The organism is Nocardia sp. NPDC019323 (assembly GCF_044389845.1).
Taxonomy (GTDB): Bacteria; Actinomycetota; Actinomycetes; order Mycobacteriales; family Mycobacteriaceae; genus Nocardia; species Nocardia implantans.
Window position 1 is genome coordinate 698,793 of record NZ_JBIRYN010000003.1, and the last position, 18,987, is coordinate 717,779.

The 18,987-nt window shown below is 69.4% G+C and carries 19 protein-coding genes; 6 read left to right on the top strand and 13 right to left on the bottom strand.

Annotation, left to right across the window (positions count from 1 at the left end):
* Positions 1–323: 323 nt before the first annotated feature.
* Together cobU and ACH49X_RS16190 are read right to left on the bottom strand one after the other, a co-directional pair.
* A complete protein-coding gene (gene cobU / locus ACH49X_RS16185) occupies positions 324–881 on the bottom strand; it encodes a bifunctional adenosylcobinamide kinase/adenosylcobinamide-phosphate guanylyltransferase (RefSeq protein ID WP_195077812.1) in 558 nt (185 codons plus the stop codon).
* A 219-nt stretch (positions 882–1,100) separates the two neighbouring features.
* The gene (locus ACH49X_RS16190; protein WP_357205398.1) at positions 1,101–2,069 is read right to left on the bottom strand and encodes a helix-turn-helix domain-containing protein; all 969 of its coding nucleotides are present in this window, start codon (positions 2,067–2,069) and stop codon (positions 1,101–1,103) included.
* Between the two features lie 85 nt (positions 2,070–2,154).
* Between ACH49X_RS16190 and ACH49X_RS16195 the strand changes: the two genes are divergently transcribed.
* The gene (locus ACH49X_RS16195; RefSeq protein WP_195077814.1) at positions 2,155–2,316 is read left to right on the top strand and encodes a hypothetical protein; all 162 of its coding nucleotides are present in this window, start codon (positions 2,155–2,157) and stop codon (positions 2,314–2,316) included.
* 408 nt (positions 2,317–2,724) lie between these two features.
* Here the strand turns inward: ACH49X_RS16195 and ACH49X_RS16200 are convergent, their stop codons facing one another.
* Positions 2,725–3,396: a DUF3043 domain-containing protein gene (locus ACH49X_RS16200; protein WP_195077815.1), complete on the bottom strand. Its 672-nt coding sequence runs from the start codon at positions 3,394–3,396 to the stop codon at positions 2,725–2,727.
* A 197-nt stretch (positions 3,397–3,593) separates the two neighbouring features.
* On the opposite strand from ACH49X_RS16200, the gene ACH49X_RS16205 reads away from it, so the two are divergent.
* Together ACH49X_RS16205 and ACH49X_RS16210 are read left to right on the top strand one after the other, a co-directional pair.
* The gene (locus tag ACH49X_RS16205) at positions 3,594–3,944 is read left to right on the top strand and encodes an iron-sulfur cluster assembly accessory protein (RefSeq protein WP_039797033.1); all 351 of its coding nucleotides are present in this window, start codon (positions 3,594–3,596) and stop codon (positions 3,942–3,944) included.
* Between the two features lie 250 nt (positions 3,945–4,194).
* Positions 4,195–5,163 (top strand): carbohydrate kinase family protein, encoded by a 969-nt coding sequence (locus ACH49X_RS16210; protein ID WP_195077816.1) that lies wholly within the window; start codon positions 4,195–4,197, stop codon positions 5,161–5,163.
* 52 nt (positions 5,164–5,215) lie between these two features.
* Here the strand turns inward: ACH49X_RS16210 and asnB are convergent, their stop codons facing one another.
* The gene (asnB, locus tag ACH49X_RS16215) at positions 5,216–7,159 is read right to left on the bottom strand and encodes an asparagine synthase (glutamine-hydrolyzing) (protein WP_195077817.1); all 1,944 of its coding nucleotides are present in this window, start codon (positions 7,157–7,159) and stop codon (positions 5,216–5,218) included.
* A 364-nt stretch (positions 7,160–7,523) separates the two neighbouring features.
* On the opposite strand from asnB, the gene ACH49X_RS16220 reads away from it, so the two are divergent.
* The 3 genes from ACH49X_RS16220 (at position 7,524) to ACH49X_RS16230 (ending at position 9,865) form a co-directional block, all read left to right on the top strand.
* Positions 7,524–8,657: a cytochrome c oxidase subunit II gene (locus tag ACH49X_RS16220; protein ID WP_323124699.1), complete on the top strand. Its 1,134-nt coding sequence runs from the start codon at positions 7,524–7,526 to the stop codon at positions 8,655–8,657.
* A gap of 13 nt (positions 8,658–8,670) precedes the next feature.
* On the top strand, positions 8,671–9,087 hold the full coding sequence (locus ACH49X_RS16225) for a cytochrome c oxidase subunit 4 (RefSeq protein WP_067800673.1): 417 nt from the start codon (positions 8,671–8,673) through the stop codon (positions 9,085–9,087).
* Between the two features lie 121 nt (positions 9,088–9,208).
* Positions 9,209–9,865, top strand: coding sequence for a TetR/AcrR family transcriptional regulator (locus tag ACH49X_RS16230; protein WP_195077818.1), 657 nt, complete (start codon positions 9,209–9,211; stop codon positions 9,863–9,865).
* Here ACH49X_RS16230 and ACH49X_RS16235 read toward each other — a convergent pair.
* The 9 genes from ACH49X_RS16235 to ACH49X_RS16275 all read right to left on the bottom strand — a co-directional run bounded on the left by ACH49X_RS16235 (position 9,862) and on the right by ACH49X_RS16275 (position 18,962).
* Complete coding sequence (locus ACH49X_RS16235) at positions 9,862–10,959, bottom strand: CSLREA domain-containing protein (protein WP_195077819.1); 1,098 nt, start codon at positions 10,957–10,959, stop codon at positions 9,862–9,864. The two genes, ACH49X_RS16230 and ACH49X_RS16235, sit on opposite strands and share 4 nt — an antisense overlap.
* 91 nt (positions 10,960–11,050) lie before the next feature.
* A complete protein-coding gene (locus tag ACH49X_RS16240) occupies positions 11,051–11,311 on the bottom strand; it encodes a hypothetical protein (protein WP_195077820.1) in 261 nt (86 codons plus the stop codon).
* Between the two features lie 31 nt (positions 11,312–11,342).
* Positions 11,343–12,620, bottom strand: a complete 1,278-nt coding sequence (locus tag ACH49X_RS16245; RefSeq protein ID WP_195077821.1) for an FAD-binding oxidoreductase — start codon at positions 12,618–12,620, stop codon at positions 11,343–11,345.
* 52 nt (positions 12,621–12,672) lie between these two features.
* The gene (locus ACH49X_RS16250; protein WP_357205403.1) at positions 12,673–14,238 is read right to left on the bottom strand and encodes an alkaline phosphatase D family protein; all 1,566 of its coding nucleotides are present in this window, start codon (positions 14,236–14,238) and stop codon (positions 12,673–12,675) included.
* A gap of 70 nt (positions 14,239–14,308) precedes the next feature.
* The gene (locus ACH49X_RS16255) at positions 14,309–15,073 is read right to left on the bottom strand and encodes a sporulation protein (protein ID WP_357205406.1); all 765 of its coding nucleotides are present in this window, start codon (positions 15,071–15,073) and stop codon (positions 14,309–14,311) included.
* A 312-nt stretch (positions 15,074–15,385) separates the two neighbouring features.
* Complete coding sequence (locus ACH49X_RS16260) at positions 15,386–16,117, bottom strand: 1-acyl-sn-glycerol-3-phosphate acyltransferase (RefSeq protein WP_195077824.1); 732 nt, start codon at positions 16,115–16,117, stop codon at positions 15,386–15,388.
* 178 nt (positions 16,118–16,295) lie between these two features.
* Positions 16,296–17,306 (bottom strand): ROK family protein, encoded by a 1,011-nt coding sequence (locus tag ACH49X_RS16265; RefSeq protein ID WP_195077825.1) that lies wholly within the window; start codon positions 17,304–17,306, stop codon positions 16,296–16,298.
* The gene (locus ACH49X_RS16270) at positions 17,303–17,719 is read right to left on the bottom strand and encodes a hypothetical protein (RefSeq protein WP_357205409.1); all 417 of its coding nucleotides are present in this window, start codon (positions 17,717–17,719) and stop codon (positions 17,303–17,305) included. The genes ACH49X_RS16265 and ACH49X_RS16270 overlap by 4 nt, the downstream gene beginning before the upstream one ends.
* Positions 17,709–18,962, bottom strand: a complete 1,254-nt coding sequence (locus ACH49X_RS16275; RefSeq protein WP_397070084.1) for an ArsA family ATPase — start codon at positions 18,960–18,962, stop codon at positions 17,709–17,711. Before ACH49X_RS16275 ends, ACH49X_RS16270 begins: the two co-directional genes overlap by 11 nt.
* Between the last annotated feature and the right edge of the window lie 25 nt (positions 18,963–18,987).

Genomic DNA, 18,987 nt, shown 5'->3' on the forward strand with positions numbered 1-18,987 from the left:
CACCATGATCGACGTCGCGAATCGGCGCCAAGGGCGCGACCTGCTCGACACAGCGGTGTGATCGAGGTCGGAGCCAGGAGCCTCTGCGACGACGTCCCGGCGATCGTCTCGCGCAGTGGTCGGCGCACATGCAGGAAACGCGGCGGGCGACCGGCGGCGCGGCCGGGGATTCCGGGGCGACAACACGCGTTTTCCGGCCGCGACATCCAAGTGACCAGGCAGTCCTCCGACGCCGCCGAGCCGCGGCTGCGTCGCCCGGCGCGTCGCGGGCCGCCTGTCGCGGTCGGTGGTTGCTCGCAACGAGGGAGCGCTGCGAACGGCGGCTACTTGAGACGGAGGGGGAGGCCCGCGACGACCAGGAAAGCCTCGTCGCAGACCTGGGCCAAGCGCTGGTTGAGGGTGCCGATCTCGTCGCGGAAGAGACGGCCCGAACGCGTGGCCGGGATGACGCCCATACCCACCTCCGGGCTGACGATCACGAGGTCGCCGGTGTAGGCGGCGACGGCAGAGACCAGCGCGTCGGTGTCGGGAGCGACCGTGCCGCGCGGCGCTTCCCAAGCTTCGCGCGCGTCGATGCGGGCGGTCAGCCAGGTGCCGATGTCGTCGATCAGGGTGACCGGCGGCGGGCTCGGCATGGCTGCGAGGAGAACCGCTGTGGGGTCGGCGCTTTCGATGGTCGACCAGCCCGCTGGGCGTCGGCCTCGGTGTGCGGCGATGCGCTCGGCGAAATCATGATCGGCGGGGTCGGGCACGGCGGTGGCGAGGTAGCGTACTCGGCCGCCCGCCCGCACGGCCAGGTCCTCCGCGAACGCCGACTTCCCCGACCGCGCGCCACCCAGAACGAGGATGCTGCGTGGCGTAGGCGCGGGAGTCTCGGACACGAGTGCACGGTATCAACCGAACCGCGGATTGCCGCGTGACTCTCGAGGCATGCCCGGTCCGGGCGGGGAACTCCGAAGATGGGGCAGGCGCAGCCGCGGTGAATCTGTGACGGTAGGCCGAACAGACGGCGACCAGCAACGGTGCTCGATGAACCGGGGCGAGTATGCCGAGACGTCTCGGACGTACGCGGAAAGCCGGTCGGCTGTATGGCTCCGTGATCAGGCGGAGGCGTCCGAGCTGCGCCCGAAGCGGCGGCGGTACTCGGTGGGGGCGATGCCGACGAGGCGCTGGAAATGGTGGCGCAGGAGCGCGCCGGAGCCGAAGCCGGAGCGGGCGGCGATCTGTTCCAGTCCGAGGTCGGTTCCCTCGAGCAGTTGCTTGGCCAGCAGTACGCGCTGGTTGGTGAGCCATTTCACCGGGGTGGTTCCGGTCTCGGCGGCGAAACGGCGCGCGAAGGTCCGGGTGGACATGTTGGCGCGTGTGGCCAGGTCTTCCACCGTGTGCGGCAGATCCAGGTGCTCGTTCATCCACTCCAGGGTGGGAATGAGGCTGTCGGAGGTGCAGGCCGCGACCGGGCGTTCGATGAACTGGCGCTGCCCGCCGTCGCGCTGCGGCGGGACCACCATCCGCCGCGCGATCGCGTTGGCCACGCCGCTGCCGAGTTCGCGGCGCACCAGGTGCAGGCAGGCGTCGATGCCCGCGGCGGTGCCCGCGCTGGTGATCAGATCGCCCTCGTCGACGAACAGCACATCCGGATCGACGGTCGCCGCGGGATACTCGGCGGCGAGTTGCTCCACGTAGCGCCAATGCGTGGTGCACTTACGGCCGTCGAGCAGCCCGGCCGCACCGGCCAGGAACGCGCCGGAACACACGGTGAGCACGGTCGCCCCGGCGGCCGCCGCGTCGCGGACGGCCGTGACGATCCGCGGATCGAACCCCCGATCGGCCGCGGCGGCGGGGATGGCCACCAGATCGGCCGCCGCCAGCTCTTCCAGCCCGTACTCAGGTGTGACGGTGATACCGGGGCTGGTGGAGTGCAACGGGACGCCCGGCTCGGCCCCGCACACCCGGAAATCGAAGGCGGGTAGTCCGTCGGCGGTGCGGTCGAGCCCGAAAACCTCACAGATGACCCCGAATTCGAACATGGCCATGCGTTCGGACAGCACCACGGCGACCTTCGACAGCATGCCGCCAGTCTAGTGGCCGGATTTTGACGAACAATGTCGGTACCGCCACTGTCGGCGGTAAATCATTGACCGCAAAATTACTGCCATGGTTACTTTCCTCATCACCTTGGCAGTCATCGTGGCGTTCGCCACACTCGTCGCCCGCGGCACCGACCGCGCGGGCTCCGCGCAGGTGATCGACCGCGACGCACAACGGCTGCACGCAGAATTGACCGCCATCCTCGGCCGCAACACCCACCACCGCTGACCCAGCCGAATCGCTCTGATCGCGCGACGGAAACCGTGCACCTGTCATCCGCAGCCCAGCCCGCGTGCGCGGCCGCTGCATAGGCGACGAAGGAGTAGGCGCCGACCGCCGACCCGATCAAGCCGAAGGCTGCGACCGGCGCGGCGGACGGCCGTCCGACCAGTCACCCCGGACGGCCAGCCGACTAGCCACTCCGGACGGTGCGCACCTGATCAGTAGCTTCGCCACCGACGCGCCCAGCGCACCCCAACTATGACTTTCGAGCGAAGCGAGACCGAGCATCCGCCGTTCGCGGCCCGGCTCGCGTGTGCGCGGCCGCCGCGTACGCGACGAAGGAGCAAGCGGCGGCCGCGCACACGCGAGCCACAAAGGGGCCGCGAACACCCAGCGCCGCAGGCGCTGGAAAAACTACACAGCGTCGCCCGGGCCGACCCGTGGTTTCGGGGCGCGCATCTTGCGGATCTGCGACGCGCGGACGAAGGCGTACCAGCCGAGGCGGTATCCGCCGTCGGTGGTCTCCGGGAAACGCTCCCTGACCCGGTTGTTCACCACCCGGCCGAGCAGGACGCCCTCGATGCCCATGAACAGCATCATCACCAGCATGGCCAACGTGACGACGGTCTGCAGCGCGGGGGCGAGGAACATCGAGAAGATCAGCACCAGCGCCATCGGCATGAACAGGCCGACCAGGTTGCGCCGGGCGTCGACGATGTCGCGGACGAAGGCCCGGACCGGCCCCTGGTCGCGGGGCGGAAGGTACTTGTCCTCGCCCGCGAGCATGCGCTCGCGCCGATCCGCGGCGGCCTCGCGCCGTTTCGCGGCCGCGGCCTTGCGCTCGGCTCTGGTGCCCCGCGCGGCCTTGCGCCGGGCGCGGGCCTCCTTGGCGGTGAGCGGGGCGGGCGCTATCGGGCCGCGGCGCTTGCCTTGCGCGTCACGGCGTTTCGGGGTGGGACGGCCCTTGCCCGCGGTGGCCGTCGCCGCCGCGCGGGTGGTGCCCGCGGCCGAGTCGCCGTCCGTGACCACCGTCGATTCGGCGGTCGCGTCGGTGGTGCTGGACTCGCCGCGACGGAACAATTTCACATCGACCAGGCTATTCGATGGGTAGCGCGGCGAGAAATGCGGTCCGATTCGCCGGGAGTGTGCGGGGTCACGGAGGTTGCGCGCCGTCGCGGCGGGGGTGGTGGCAAGATGGAGGAATAGCAGCCTGCCGAGTGGTGTTGACCGACACGACCCGTGCGCTGTTCACGGGTTGACCACAGGTTCCTCGAGGAGAGTTCATGACTGTGCAGAACGAGACCGCCACCCACGGTGTGACTCTGACCGACGCCGCCGCCGCGAAGGCGAAGGCCCTGCTCGACCAGGAGGGTCGCGACGACCTGGCGCTGCGAATCGCGGTGCAGCCGGGTGGTTGTGCCGGCCTGCGTTACCAGCTGTTCTTCGACGACCGCTCGCTCGACGGCGACCTGACCGTCGACTTCGGCGGCGTCACGCTGGCCGTCGACCGGATGAGCGCGCCGTACGTGCAGGGCGCCTCGATCGACTTCGTCGACACCATCGAGAAGCAGGGCTTCACCATCGACAACCCGAACGCCACCGGCTCCTGCGCCTGCGGCGACTCCTTCAACTGAGGCAGTGATCCCGGCGCGGTCGCGGAGATCGGCCGCGTTCGATCGGAACACCTGATCTCGTGCGGACACGGGTAACTCGTCGGGAACGCCCAGGACCCGAGCGGCACTCACGCAGGACCTGAACGCAAATCCGGTGCCGCTCAACTAGTACGGCCTGAAGACCCGGACAGGCGGCATCAGCTACGGTGAGATCGGGACTCGCGTCCCGGTCTGCACCGCCTGCCGCCTACCGTTGAAGGGGCTCAGCCACGTGTCCATAGCCGTTTCCGCGTCCATTGCGACCGACCACCTCATGCGTTTTCCCGGACGGTTCGCCGACGTACTGCTGGCCGATCAGCTCGACCACGTGTCGCTGAGCTTCCTCGTCGACGATCTGCAGATTCGGCGCGGCGGCGTCGGCGGCAACATCGCCTACGCCATGGGCCTGCTCAATCGCACGCCCCTGCTCGTCGGTGCCGTCGGCGCCGATTTCGGCGAGTACCGCGCCTGGTTGGAGAAGCACGGGGTCGACTGCTCCACCGTGCTGGTGTCCGATCGCGCGCACACCGCGCGTTTCGTCTGCACCACCGACGACGACATGGCTCAGATCGCGTCGTTCTACCCCGGCGCGATGAGCGAGGCGCGCGATATCTCCATCGCCGAGCTGTCCGAGTCCAGGGAGCTCGACCTCGTCCTGATCGGGGCCAACGACCCGGAGGCGATGCTGCGGCACACCGCCGAGTGCCGCGAACTCGGCATTCCGTTCGCCGCCGATCCCTCGCAGCAGCTGGCCCGCCTGGACGGTGACCAGTCCGTGCAGCTGATCGACGGCGCCGCGTACCTGTTCACGAACAAGTACGAGTGGGCGCTGTTGCTGCAGAAGACCGGCCTGAGCGAGGAAGAAGTCGCCCAGAAGGTCGGCGTCCGCGTCACGACCCTGGGCGCGGAAGGCGTGCGGATCGTCGACCGCGACGGCACCGAGGTGACCGTCGGCGTCGTGCCGGAGCTCGAGAAGGTGGAGCCCACCGGCGTCGGTGACGCCTTCCGCGCGGGCTTCCTCACCGCGCACACCGCCGGGCTGAGCCTGGAGCGTTCCGCGCAGCTGGGCTCCCTGATCGCCGTGCTGGTGCTGGAGACCATGGGCACCCAGGAGTGGACGCTGAACAAGGAGTCCGCGCTCGAGCGCCTCACCCAGGCCTACGGCCCGGAGGCCGCGGCGGACATCAAGACTTTGCTCTGACCCTGAACGACGAAAGGCGCGCACCCGACCGGGTGCGCGCCTTTCGTGTACCTCAGAGCGAGACCGGGTAGACCGGCTCCTGGATCTCCGGCTTGATCCGGTCCTCGACGAAGATGCCGTGCCACACCATGAACACCAGCAGGGTCCACAGCCTGCGGCTGTGATCGGCGGTCCCCGCCCGGTGCGCGACCAGCATCTCGCTGATCGCGGCCTTGTTCAGCAGGTGGTCGGTCTGCGACTCGGCGATCTGCTGCTGCGCCCAGTCGTAGAGTTCCGTGCCGCGCAGCCAGTGCCGCAGCGGCACCGGGAAGCCGAGCTTGGCGCGGTGCAGCACGTGCGGAGGCACGATGCCCTCCAGCGCCTGACGCAGCGCGTACTTCGTGGTGTCCTTGGTGATCTTCTGCTCGAACGGCAGCCCCTCCGCCGCCTTCAGCACCTCGGTGTCCAGGAACGGCACGCGCAGTTCCAGCGAGTTGGCCATGGTCATCTTGTCGGCCTTGACCAGGATGTCGCCGCGCAGCCAGGTGAACAGGTCCAGGTGCTGCATCCGGGCCACCGGGTCCCAACCGCGCGACTGCGCGTACAGCGGCGCGGTGACGTCCTGATGGGTCCACTCCGGCCGGAACTCGCGCAGCACGGCGCGCAGCTGGGCGTCGTTGAAGCTGCGCGCGTTGCCGTAGTAGCGCTCCTCGAGGGTGAGCGAGCCGCGGTGCAGCAGGCTCTTGCCCCTGGTGCCGTCCGGAATCCGGTCCGACAGCTTGCCGGCCAGTCTGCGCAGGCCACGCGGCAGCTTCTCGAACGGCTTCAGCGACAGCGGCTCGCGGTAGATGGTGTACCCGCCGAACAACTCGTCGGCGCCCTCACCCGAGAGCACCACCTTGACGTGCTTGCGCGCCTCCTTCGCGACGAAGTACAGCGGCACCAGCGCCGGGTCGGCCACCGGGTCGTCGAGATACCAGACGATCTCCGGGATGGCCTGGGCGAACTCGGCGGGGGAGACCACCTTCACCACGTGGCGCGCGCCGATCGCCTCGGCGCTCTCGGCGGCGACGTCCACCTCCGAGTAGCCCTCGCGTTCGAACCCGGTGGTGAACGTGATCAGCTTCGGGTTGTGCCGCATGGCCAGCGCCGCGACCGCGGTGGAGTCGATGCCGCCGGAAAGGAACGAACCGACGGTCACGTCGGCGCGCATGTGCTTGGCGACGGAGTCCTCGAGCGCCGCGGCGATCTCCCGGTAGCGCGCCGCCGCCGAACCCGGGGTGAACGGGCGCACCGGGAACTTCGGCGTGAAGTACCGGGTGACGACCGGCGCCGCACCGGGCCGCACGGTGGCGTAGCTGCCCGACTCCAGCCTGCGGATGTCCTTGTGCAGCGTCTCCGGCTCCGGGACGTACTGCAGCACCGTGTAGTGCTCCAGCGCCCTCGGGTCCAGCGCGTCGCTCAACCGCAGCGCGGGCAGCAGTTCCAACAGGCTCTTCTTCTCGCTGCCGAACGCGGTGCCGCCCGGTCCGGTGGCCAGGAACAGCGGCTTGATGCCGAACGGGTCGCGGGCCAGGAACAGCTCCCCGGTTTCGGTGTCCCAGATCGCGAAGGCGAACATGCCGCGCAGCCGCCGCACCGCCTCCGGCCCCCAGTAGTGGAACGCCGCGACGATGGCCTCGCTGTCGCCCTCGGTCTGGAAGATCTTGCCGTCGGGGAACTCGGCGGCGTGCGCCTCGGCGAGTTCGGCGCGCAGCTCCAGGTAGTTGTAGATCTCGCCGTTGAAGGTCAACGCGTAGCGGTCGGGCTGCTCGGGCGGGCCCCAGCGCAGCGGCTGGTGCGAGTGCTCGATGTCGATGATCGACAGGCGGTTGAAGCCGAAGATCACATGGTCGTCGTGCCAGGTGCCGCGCTCGTCCGGGCCGCGGTGACGCACGCAGTGCAAGGCCTCGTAGACCTGCTCCACCGTGCCAGGTGCCGCCTCGTCAGATGCCAGGAATCCGAGCAGTCCACACACGGCGTCGGCAACCTCATTTCTCGCAGTCGGGATACGCGCGCACCGGATGGCGCGCAAGGGGACGAAATCTAGTGTCCGAGTATGCCGCACCCGTGGCGTCCGCGCGTCGCGCGCATCACGTCGCGGGCGGAATCGCTGGTGGCGGTGATCGCGCTGAGCTCCCCGAGGTGTCGAAGCCGACCCGACGACGACCGAGGGGTGCGTTTGGTCTACGCTGCGTAGTACTCAGGTCTCTCTCAGGCGACCCGCGTGTCACGCGCTGGTCGAGAGGGTGCCCTGGAACGAGCTTAGGACGTATCGCCGGGGTAGATCGCAGCCCCGACGATGCACTGTCGGAATGTGTGGCGACCAGGAAGGCGTGAGCGTGGCGCACAAGGCGAGCGAAGAGATCGGGGCACGACCCGCCCGGGGTGGGCAGTACTCACCCGCCCCGCCGGCTTCGCCGGCCAACCGTCCCCCCAGCCGCATCCTTCGGCGGGCCGGGCTGGCGGTGTCCTTGGGGATCACCGCGCTGCTCGTCTCGGGCTGCTCGATCGACAATGTTTGGCTGCGGTTCGGTTGGCCGTCTGGCATCACGCCGCAGGCCACCCGGATGCGGGAACTGTGGACCTGGTCGGTCGTCGCCGCGCTGGCGATGGGCGTGCTGGTCTGGGGCCTGACCTTCTGGACCGTCGCGTTCCACCGCAAGAAGGCCGACTCACCGGAGTTCCCGCGCCAGACCGGCTACAACGTGCCGCTGGAGCTGACCTACACGGCGATCCCGTTCGTCATCATCGCCGTGCTGTTCTACTTCACCGTGGTCGTGCAGGGCTACGTGCAGGAGAAGGTGGACAACCCCGATGTCACGGTCGACGTGACCGCCTTCCAGTGGAACTGGAAGTTCGGCTATCGCAACGTCGACTTCAAGGACGGCTACCGGTTCGACGGCATCGACGCCTCGCGTGAGGCGCTGAACCAGGAACAGCTCGAGGGGTACGAGGAGCGGACCAAGGACGGTCACCCGCAGCCGGGCCCGGTGCACGGCAAGCCGGAGAACGACATCCTGTCCTACCTGCACTACGACAAGGTCGAGACGATCGGCTCGAGCAACGAGATCCCGGTCCTGGTGCTGCCGACCGGCAAGGTCATCGAGTTCCAGCTCGCCGCCGCCGACGTGATCCACGCCTTCTGGGTGCCGGAGTTCCTGTTCAAGCGCGACGTGATGCCGAACCCGAAGGAGAACAACTCCGACAACGTCTTCCAGATCACCAAGATCGAGAAGGAAGGCGCGTTCGTCGGCCGCTGCGCGGAGATGTGCGGCACCTTCCACTCGATGATGAACTTCGAGGTCCGCGCGGTCACGCCGGAGAAGTTCACCAAGTACCTGGACGCGCGCCAGGCGGGCAAGACCAACGCCGAGGCGCTCGAGTCCATCGGGGAGTCCCCGGTCGCCACGTCCACCGCGCCGTTCAACACCAGGCGCGACACCAAGAGCGCCGCCTCGGCCGAGAGCAAGTGAGGATTGATCTGACATGAAGATCGAAGCGCGGATTTTCGAACTGCTCACGGTGTTCTTCGTCATCATCGCGGGCGTCTACGGCTTCTTCACCGGTCAGTCGCGCACGGGCGTCGAATGGGCCGGCACCACGGCCATGGTGCTGACCGCGGGTCTGTCGCTGATCATCGGCACCTACTTCCGGTTCGTCGCCCGTCGTCTCGACCTGCGCCCGGAGGACTACGAAGACGCCGAGATCGTGGACGGCGCCGGTGACCTCGGCTTCTTCTCGCCCGGCAGCTTCTGGCCGATCACCCTGGCCGCCGCCGGTTCGGTGACCGCCCTCGGCCTGGCCTTCTTCCAGTTCTGGCTGATCGGCATCGGCGTCGTGTGCATCCTGACCGCCGCCGCGGGCCTGGTGTTCGAGTACTACCTCGGGCCCGAGAAGCACTGAGCCGACATCGCACCGAAACGGCCCCACCGGTTGTCCGGTGGGGCCGTTTTCGTGGGTGATGAGCCTGCCGGAGGGCGGAGTTCATACGGCTGCCAGGCCCGCACCTGATATGAAGGTGCGGGTGGGAGAGAAGTTGCTGGAGCCGATCCTGAAGGCCCTACCGCACGGGCCGCACGGACTGGCTCGCGACCTGGTGACGGGGTCGCAACGTCAGCGTCTGCTGTTCGGCGTCACGGTCGTTGTCGCCGAGCGCGGCTACCTCGATGCGACGGTCGCGGACATCGCCGCGACGGCGAAGGTTTCGCGCCGGACCTTCTACCAGCACTTCCCGGACAAGGAAGCCTGCTTCCTCGCGGCGGCCGAGACCGGCCGCGATCTGATGATCGATCATCTGCGGCAGGCGATGAGACGGATCCTGGCCGAACCCGTCGAGCCGCTCGAGGCGCTTCACCGCGGCATACGCGAATACCTCACCCTGCTGCGGGACGAGCCGTCGTTCGCCCGCGCCTTCTATCTGGAGACCGCCGTGGCGGGGCCGCGCGCGATCGAGTCGTTCGAACGATGCCAGCACTGGTTCGCCGGTTTCATCCGATCGTGGCGTGCGACGGCGGGCCCGGTCGATCCCTCCGTTCCGGACCACGCGTACCTCGCGGTGACCGACGCGACCAACGAGGCCATCCGACGAACCCTCCGGGCCGGAGGAGACTTGCTCGAGCTCGAGGAAGCCGTCGTGTACATCCATCGCGCCTTGCTCGGCCCGGCGACGCCCGCGGGCTAGGACAGGACTCTGTCGCCGGCCCCGGTGAGGTTGCAGGACGCATCGTCGCTGGTATTGCCGCCTTCGGAGACGATTCTCGCGAACACCTCGACACAGTTGACCACGGCGGCGCCGGATCTGTTCCCGAGAACGGTGGAGTCCCGCAGGACGACCGTGCCGAGCGGGACGCCGACCAGGTCGGTCAGCCGGCGCGGAAGGGTGTCGAGGTAGGCAGGCGCCACGTTGATGCCGCTGCCGCCGTCCGAAGCGGTGTTCCCGGTGATCGTCGCGCGATCGAACGTCACCACGCCCCTGCCTCGGACGTCGACGCCGCCGCCACGACCGGCGAATCCGCCAGGGCGGTACCAGACTCCGGGGTCGACCACGCGATTGCCGGTGATCGTGGTGTCGGTGAAGGCGCAGGTGTTGTCGCAGCGCACGCCGCCCGCCTCGCCCGCGGAGTTGCCGGTGATGACCGTATTCCGCGTCTTCAGGTCCGAGCCCGGCACGTTGAAGATGCCGCCGCCGTATCCGGCGCTGTTGCCCTGGACTACGACGTCATCGAGGACGAGATCCGATGAATTCGCGATGCCGCCCCCGCCGGTGTCATAGAACGGGATCTCGTGCTGGGCGGCGACTCCGCCGGTGACGGTCAAACCCGTCAATGTCACGGGCGCGGAGACGCTGAGCACGCGGTCGATCCCGTCGGCGTCCAGCACCGTCCGATCGCGACCGGCGCCGCGCAGCATCGTCGGCGCGGTGAGGTTCAGGTCTCCTGTCGTCGCATCGGGGTTGCGCCCCTGCACTTTTCGCTGGTCGGGGGCTATCGTCAGAACATATCGACCGGCCGGAAGCGCGATCGTGCTACCCGGATGGGCGTTGGCCGCCTGCACCGCGGCGCGCAATGTGCAGGCGCCGGAGGCCGTGCGGCATTGCCCGCTTCGGGGATCGGCCGCTGCCTCGTCGCTGGTGGTGTCCACCGTGATCACCCCCGGTGCGGCTCCGTCGGGTGCGTCGTCGGCGTAGGCCGTTGCCGGAAAGCAGGCCGCGGTCCCCGCGACCAGGGCCGAAATGGCGAATGCGCTGATCGCCGCGGCAGATGTGCTCGTCCTCATGAAGTCTGATCCGATCACGAACATGGAGTGGGGTACGCCCGCGTATAAGTAGGGAACGCGAGCGTTTACAACTATGTCGCACGGGGACTCGCTACCGGTGGCGTTTCCGGGAATTCCGTGTGAGTGGCCGCGAGCAGGTCGGCATGCCGAGCAGCAAGGTGAATTCGACGACTTCGTGCGTCGCGACGCCGTGGAGAAGGCACGGATCCGTGGCGAGGATCGCGTCGAGCCGATCGTGCGGCATGCCTGCGGTGAGGTAGACGCCACCCACCAACGGGACGCGGCGTCCCGCCTGCACGAGCGACTGGCCGGCGACGAATTGCTCCAGCCACCGACCGTGGTCCGGGCGCACCGGATCCACGGGACGGCGCGGGGCCGAACCGCTACTCCGCTTCGTACCGCAGCGAGTTCTCCGAACGGCAGATCTCCTCGATGCCGGAGACGATGTCGCGCAACTGCTCGGACGGGAGAGCGGCGGGGCGCAGGCGGCAGGTGAAGGTGATCAGGCCGTGGTCCTCGGCGGGCAGGCCGCGGGCGGCGGATTCGGCGCGCAGGTAGCGGGAGCGGACGCCGTAGGTCATCGCGGAGATGACGGTGAAGCAGCCGGTGCGTTCGCGGTGGCCGGAGAACAGGTCGTGCAGACGGTAGAACACCGACGTGTAGCTCGACAGGGGCGCGAAAACGCCCACCCGGTAGGCGGGACCACGCTCGGACGAGCTGAGCGCCGTATCGGCCAGATACTCGGCATCGCGGAGGGTCTGCACCTTCGGCGCGAACAGCACCGCGCCCGCGGCCGCGTTGCGCACGGGCATGCCCGCTTTGCCCGGCGCGGCGGAGGCGATGGCGCCCAGCGATTTCCGCGCACGCGACCCGACCTCGCGCCGGGCGCGCAGCCCCCTGGTCGGCGCGGTGGGGTACAGGCTCGACCACTGCCCGAACCGCACGGTGCCCAGCTGCACGTGGCCGGTGCCGACCGGACGCGCCACCTTCAGCGGCGCCGTGTCCACCCAGCGGCCGACCTGGAGTTCGGCGTTGCCCGGGCGCAGGATCTCCGCGTAGGCGTGCTCGACGAAGGAGTCGAAGTCGAGGAACCGGTCGGCGTGCGTGGTCAGCCAGGTGCGCTCCTTGTCGATCTCGATCGCGTCCAGGGTGAGCGCGGTGATGATGCCCGCCCGGCCACCCGCGCCCAGGATGCGCTGGAACCGCTCGGTGTGGTGGGTGCGCCCGCAGGTGCCGATGCGCCCATCGGTGTCGACGTACTCCAGATCGACGATCTGGTCGATGAACAGACCGTGCTTGTGCGAGGCCGCGCTGACGCCGCCGACCGACGCGAAGCCGCCCGCGGTGATGTCGCGGTGGTCGCCGACGATGGGCAGGCCGAGTCCGTGCGCGCCGAGCCTGCGGTCGACATCGGACAGTTTCGCGCCCGCCTGCACCCGGACGGTGCGCCGGCCCAGGTTGATGTCCAGCACCTGGTTCATCCGGCGCAGCGACACCACGGTCGGCTGGGCGGGCAGCGTGAGCCCCTCGTCGATCAGCTCGCCGCCGCGCACCATCAACCGTTCCGTTCGCCCGCGTGAATCCCGCACCGTGCGAACGACATCGGCGGTATCGCGGGGGAGGTATTCCTCGGCGTTGGAGACAATGTGCGGCGTGCTCATGGCAGAAAAGCTAACCACAGCGCGGCCCGCGCCGCTTCCCCGAAGCCGGGTGTCATCGCGACGCGGGCGCAAGGCTCTTGCTGAACAGGACGGATCCGGCGGCGTCGCACAGATCGACGGTCAGTTCCCTCGATCTTCCGTCGATGCGCACCTCGCCGAAATGCTGGAAGGCGTCCAGCGGTGAGCTGTTCTGCACCGGCGGTGCGTGGACGTAGACCGCCTCCGGACCGAACGTCCCGTCGAGCTGGTTCGGGCCGAACGCGCCCGCGTTGAGCGGGCCGGAGACGAACTCCCAGAACTCGTCGAAGTCGGTGAAGGCCGCGCGCTCGGGCGAATAGCGGTGCGCCGCCGTGTAGTGCACGTCGGCGGTGAGCCAGACGACGCCGGTCACCTTGTTCGCCTTGATCGACGACAGCACCCGGGCGATCTCGCGCTCCCGGCCCGACGGTGCGCCTGGATCGCCGTTGGCGGGTCCTTCGAATGCGGTGGCGTTCTTCTGCTCACCGTCCGCGACGACCAGGCCGAGCGGCAGGTCGTTGGCGATGATCTTCCAGGTGGCGGTGGACTCGCGCAGGCTGTCTACGAGCCACTTGGTCTGTGCCGGACCGAAGATGCGTCCGTCCGGTCCGGTGTTGGCGTCGTTCGCGTCCTTGTTCGTGCGCATGTCCAGCACGAAGACGTCGAGCAGCGGGCCGTAGGCGATCTTGCGGTACAGGCGGCCGTCCACCGCTTCCCTCGGTTCCAATGGCATCCACTCGTGGAAGGCCTGCCAGGAGCGGGTGGCCAGGGTGTCCATGGCGCGTTCGGTGTAGCCCTTGGATTCGGCGACCAGGCCGCCGGGGTACCAGTTGTTCACCGTCTCGTGGTCGTCCCACTGCACCACCTGCGCGACCGCACTGTTGAAGCGGCGGTAGTTCTCGTCGGTCAGGTTGTAGGCGTAGTTGCCGCGGAACTGGTCCAAAGTCTGCGCGACAGCGCTTTTCGCCTCGCTCACGACGTTGCGCCAGATCCGGCCGTCGGGAAGGGTGATCGATTCCCGCAGCGGTCCGTCGGCGTAGATCGAGTCGCCGGAATGCAGGAACAGGTGCGGGTCGCGGGCGGCCATGGCGGCGAAGATCTTCATGCCGTCCAGCTCCGGGTTGATGCCGTAACCCTGGCCCGCGACGTCACCGGACCACTGCAGCCGGATGTCCGACGCGGCCGTGGGCGCGGTGCGGAAGACGCCGGTGACCGGTTCGGAGGTGGCGCCGTCCTCGCCGCGCAGCGTCACCCGGTAGTGCACCTGCGTCCCGGCGGGCAGGCCGTTGACGCGTACCCGGCCGGTGCCGTCGGAGTCGGGCGTGAGCAGCGGCCCGGTGAAACGCCTGGGGTCGCGGAACGATTCGGTAGCCGCGGTTTCCACGAGCAACGTGGCGGGGCGATCGGCGCGCGCCCAGATCAGTGCGCCGTCCGCGCGTGGATCGCCCACCGCGACTCCGTGGGTGAGCGCCGGACGCTGCCGCACCAGCGCCGGGCCGTCGTCCCGTGCGCATGCCGCCAGCGCGGGAGCCGCCACCAATCCGAGTGCGGAGGCGCGCAATACGGTTCGCCGGGATGGTCTCGAGTCCGAGCCGGTCATGAGGCAACCTTGACGCGACTACCTCAACGGCGCGTGAACGGGCCGGGTCCGGGCGGACAACAAGCAGGGCTCAGTGCGCCAGGCGCGCGATGCGGTGGTGCAGTTCGCCCGCCCAGTCCACCCCGCCCAGCTGCTGGTAGTCCACCCACAGCGCGTCGAAGACGTCGCGGCCCTCGGAGAGCCAGCCGCCGCGTTTGTCCGCCTCCAGGACCACGCTCATGCCGGTGTCGGTCGGGACGAAAGTCACCTCGAGCTGGTTCAAGCGGGGGTAGTTCGGCGCGCCGGTGAACTCGATCTCCTGGTAGAACGGCAGCGTCTGCGGCGTGTTGTGCACCCGGCCGGACTCGACGTCCGCGCTGCGCAGGTGGAATCCCAAGCGCTCCACCGCTTCCAGTAGCACGTGCTGGGCGGGCAGCGCGCCGACGCCGATCGGGTCGGTGTCGGCGGCGTCCACCGCGCCGTGGATCCCCACGATCGTGCGCAGCGAGACCACCGTGCCGGGCAGGTGCCGTCCGTTGTAGAACGTGATCGGTGTTTCCATGGGCGCGCGGGCCGCGAACCGGAACTCCAGCGGCGCACCCGCGGGCAGAGACAACGGCCCGTGCACCCCGGTACGGCCGAACGCGATGTCGCGCACGCCTTCGTGATCCTCGTACTCCTGCTCGGCCCTGGTCACGAACTCGACGGCCACCCGGGTGATCTCCTGCGCGACCGCCCCGCCCCGCAACCGGATCACGCCCTCCACCGTGCCCCCGGGCTGCACCCCCGGCGTGAACAACTCGGTCTCCACTTCGGCCCCGCCGACCCCGGCCGCCGCCAGCAACTTCTCGAACATGCTCCGCAGTCTCCCCGACCTCGCCGAACAAAACCTTGGCGTTCCCTTACGTTGTGGGCAACGCCATCTCGATCCCTTGTCCCGTACTTCTCCCGCGTCCGGAGCCGGTCGCGCTGCCGAACTCGGAATGCTCGACACGGCAGCATGTTCCGAGAGGCACACGGAAGCGGCCACGGCTCGAGCGGCGGCGGACTCCCGAGGGCGCGGCGGCCCACTCTGGGGTGCTGCGGTCGCGGAGCCGCGCTGCGCGGGCATTCAGCCGATACGAAAACGGCCCCGAGAACTGTCTCGGGGCCGAGGCGGGGCTTCGGGTCAGCCCGCGGCGGTGTCCGGGATGCGGACGGAGACGGAGGACGGGCGGCTGCCGCTGGGGACGCCCTTCTTCAGGCTGTGGGCGTAGACGTCGACGTACTCCTGGCCGGTGAGCCGCATCAGCTCGTACATGACCTCGTCGGTGACGGCGCGCTCGACGAAGCGGTTGCCGCCCATGCCTTCGTAGCGGGAGAAGTCGATGGGCTCGCCGAACTTGACGGTCACCTTCCTGCGGCGCCAGCGGAACGGCCCTGGCGGGCTCACCTCGTCGGTGCCGATGACCGCGACCGGGATGACGGGGACGCCGGTCTCCAGCGCCAGGCGGGCCAAGCCGGTCTTGCCCTTGTACAGGCGGCCGTCGGGGGAGCGGGTGCCCTCGGGGTAGAGGCCGACCAGACGGCCCTGGTCGAGCAGCTTGCGGGCGGCGTTCAGCGCGTCCTCGGCGGCGTCGGCGCCGCTGCGGTCGATGGGGTACTGACCCGTGGCGCTGAAGAAGAACTTCTGCAACCGGCCCTTGATGCCGGGCGTGGTGAAGTACTCGGCCTTGGCGAGGTAGTTGATTCGCCGCGGGCTCAGCAGCGGCGCGAACAGCCAGTCGGCGAAGGAGAGGTGGTTACCCGCCATGATGGCCGGCCCGTCCGCCGGAATGTTCTCCACACCTTCGACCGTCGGCCGGTTGTAGAGATGAATGAACGGTCCCAGCAGCACGAACTTCAGCAGCCAGTAGAACATGACGTCCTTCCCCCGGGACCGGGATAGTAGCGGGCACCTGCGTCAATTGCCGACTTTACCGCTGGTGCAAGATCACATCCAACCGCAGCGGCGAATCTCACCACACTTCGGCCCCGACGCCGAGCGATGGTACGCGTCGGCGTGTCGCGGCAGGCCGCGACGGCTCGCGGCGGCGGTGTCACCGGCTGGTCCGGGCGACGCGCGCGGACTTGCGCGCGTCCGAGGGCAGCGCGGCCCTGGCGAGGTCGGCGGCGCCGATCATGCCTGCGGCCTCGCCGAGTTGAGTGGTCCTGATGCGGGCCAGCGGCCGGTGCCCCGCGCCCGTGATCGCCCGCGCGTACTCCTCGCGCGCCTCGTCCAGGAACAGCGGCGCCGAACTGCTCACCCCGCCCGCGATCACCACCAGGTCCGGATCGAAGATGTCGCTGACGAACGCGAGCCCGAGCCCGAGCCAGCGCGCGAAGTCGGCCATCACCCGCACGGCGAGCGGGTCGCCGTCCTGCGCCGCGCCCGCGACCCGCCGTCCGGTCAGCGAGCCGGGATCGCGCGCCACGTCCCTGGCGAGCACGGAGCGCACGGTGTCGCTGGCCAGCATCTCGATCGCGGTCTCGGCCAGGGCGGTTCCGCTGCAGTAACGCTCCCAGCATCCGCGCTTGCCGCACGGGCAGGCCCGCCCTTGCGGAACCACCTGCAGATGACCCAGTTCCGGCGCGACGCCGTGCGTGCCCCGGTACAACTGGCCGTCGATGAGCAGGGCGGCGCCGATACCGGTGCCGATGGCGACGAGCACTACGTTGTGCCCGCCCGCGGCGGCGCCGAACCGGTACTCGGCCCACATCGCCGCGTTGGCGTCGTGCTCCAGGATCACCGGCAGTTCCAGTCGTTCGGTCAGGCGCTGGGCGACCGGGGCGTCCTGCCAGGGCAGGTGCGGGGCGAACCGGACGGTGGAGCGGTCGCCGTTGATGAACCCGGCGACCGCCAAGCCCACCGCGCCGATGGGATGCCTGCCGGACAGCTCGCGCACGGCCCGGTCCAGCGCGTCCTCCAGCGCTCGCGCGGAATGCGGCGTCGGCGCCTGGACCGTGTCCAGCACCTCGCCGCTGTCGTCGATCACCGACGCCCGAATGTTGGTGCCGCCGACGTCTATTCCGACGGTCAGCGATCGCGTACCGGCCATCTGCTGCGTCATACCTTGATCGTCACGGGTATGTCGACGTAACGGGGGCCGTCGTCGTCCCCGCGCCGGTCGTGGTGATGCGGCGCGCCGGTCTCCGGATCGGCGTCGGTGGGCATGACCGGTTCGACCGGCACCCCCGCCAACGCTTCGCGCAGCACGGTGACGATCGCGGTGCCGTGATCGGCGATCGCGGCCAGCACCTCGTGGTGCTCACCGCGCACCAGCGCCGCGGCCGCGCACACCGGGCACCAGCTGCAGCTGGACCACTCGACCTGACCGTCGGCCGCGCGCCGCAGCACCGGCTCCACCCGCTCCAGCACCGCCTCGGCCAGCAGCTTCAGCTCCTCGGCGAACTCGGCGACACCGTCGGGCGCGGTGTGACCGCCGGCCTGCTCGCCCCTGGGCGAGTGCGGATCATCGGTCATGGCCGTGACTTTCGGACGCGTGCGCCCAGACCCGGGGATCGGGCCGGAAGCGGACCACCAGATATTCGTCCTCGAGTTCGGCGCCGTCGACCGTGCACCGCCGCAATACCGGCGCCAGGCGCACCCGGCGCCGGACACCGTCCGCTCCCACGATCAAATCGTCCTCCACTCGGCCAAGGCGCAACGTGGCGGCGTCGACCACCGGCAGGTGCATGCGCAGCGCGTACACCGACCGCAACCCGGTGCCGGATTCCAGGCGAACCAGCGGTTCGCCGGAACTCGCGTCGACCTCCGTCTGATTGTCGCTCAGCATAAGCGCAGCGTCCCCGGTGCCGCCCGCCGAGCCCATCGCGTCCGACAGCGCGGCCAGCGATTTCAGCCCGATCGGCTCGGGACCGGTGTGCTGCGCGATCACCACCGGAATACCCCGCATCGCGCTCCGCAACTCGGCGATGATGTCCGATTGCTCGCCGCGCCGGTTCGAATACCACTGCACCGCCGGATGTTCGGCCCCAGCGGGCGCCGCGAGATCGGGCAGCACCTTGTTCACCACCACCGCATCCAGCCGCAAGCCCAGCAGCGCCGCGGCGGAACGCACCCGCCGCGATTCGGCCACCGCCACCCGCTCGGCGAGGGTGACCAGCCGCGCGCCGGTGCGCCGGTGGTCGGCGAGCAGATCGCGAACCTCGGCGACCGCCTTGACGATTCGCTCCACCGTGGCCGCGAGCACGGCGCGCCGCAGGTCGGTGCCCGCGGCGCTCATCGCTCGCGCGTGCGGCGGCCAGATCCGTTCCACGTAACCGAGCAGGGTGCCTGGCGCGGTGACGATGCGCAGCATGTCCGCCGAGGGCGGGCAGTCGACGACGATCAGATCCCAGTCGTCCTCGGCGGCGAACTGGGCGATCTCCACCAGCATCAGCAGTTCCTGCACGCCGGGCAAACCGGTCAGCTCCGCCGGATCCAGCGCGCCGAGGTCGAAGCCGTGCTCGTGCCCGCGGCCGGTGGAGACCAGACGCACCACGTCGCGGAACCGGTCCTCGAGCAGCGCGAGCGAATCGATCTCGATCACGTCCAGTCCGGGCAGCACGGTGGTGATACCGGTGACGGTGCCCGGATCGTGCGGGAAGCGGAAACCCAGCGCGTCGCCCAGCGAATGCGCCTGATCGAGCGAGGCGATCAGCACGCGACGGCCCGACCCTGCCTCGGCCATGGCGGTGGCGCAGGCGAGCGTGGTCTTGCCCACCCCGCCCTTGCCGATGAACAGCTCG

Coding starts and splice junctions, on each gene's coding strand:
- ACH49X_RS16265 (WP_195077825.1), bottom strand. CDS start 17,306: ATGACGCAGCAGATGGCCGGTACGCGATCGCTGACCGTCGGAATAGAC.
- ACH49X_RS16195 (WP_195077814.1), top strand. CDS start 2,155: ATGGTTACTTTCCTCATCACCTTGGCAGTCATCGTGGCGTTCGCCACA.
- ACH49X_RS16245 (WP_195077821.1), bottom strand. CDS start 12,620: ATGAGCACGCCGCACATTGTCTCCAACGCCGAGGAATACCTCCCCCGC.
- ACH49X_RS16255 (WP_357205406.1), bottom strand. CDS start 15,073: ATGTTCGAGAAGTTGCTGGCGGCGGCCGGGGTCGGCGGGGCCGAAGTG.
- ACH49X_RS16235 (WP_195077819.1), bottom strand. CDS start 10,959: ATGAGGACGAGCACATCTGCCGCGGCGATCAGCGCATTCGCCATTTCG.
- ACH49X_RS16260 (WP_195077824.1), bottom strand. CDS start 16,117: ATGTTCTACTGGCTGCTGAAGTTCGTGCTGCTGGGACCGTTCATTCAT.
- ACH49X_RS16225 (WP_067800673.1), top strand. CDS start 8,671: ATGAAGATCGAAGCGCGGATTTTCGAACTGCTCACGGTGTTCTTCGTC.
- ACH49X_RS16205 (WP_039797033.1), top strand. CDS start 3,594: ATGACTGTGCAGAACGAGACCGCCACCCACGGTGTGACTCTGACCGAC.
- ACH49X_RS16270 (WP_357205409.1), bottom strand. CDS start 17,719: ATGACCGATGATCCGCACTCGCCCAGGGGCGAGCAGGCCGGCGGTCAC.
- ACH49X_RS16190 (WP_357205398.1), bottom strand. CDS start 2,069: ATGCTGTCGAAGGTCGCCGTGGTGCTGTCCGAACGCATGGCCATGTTC.
- ACH49X_RS16250 (WP_357205403.1), bottom strand. CDS start 14,238: ATGACCGGCTCGGACTCGAGACCATCCCGGCGAACCGTATTGCGCGCC.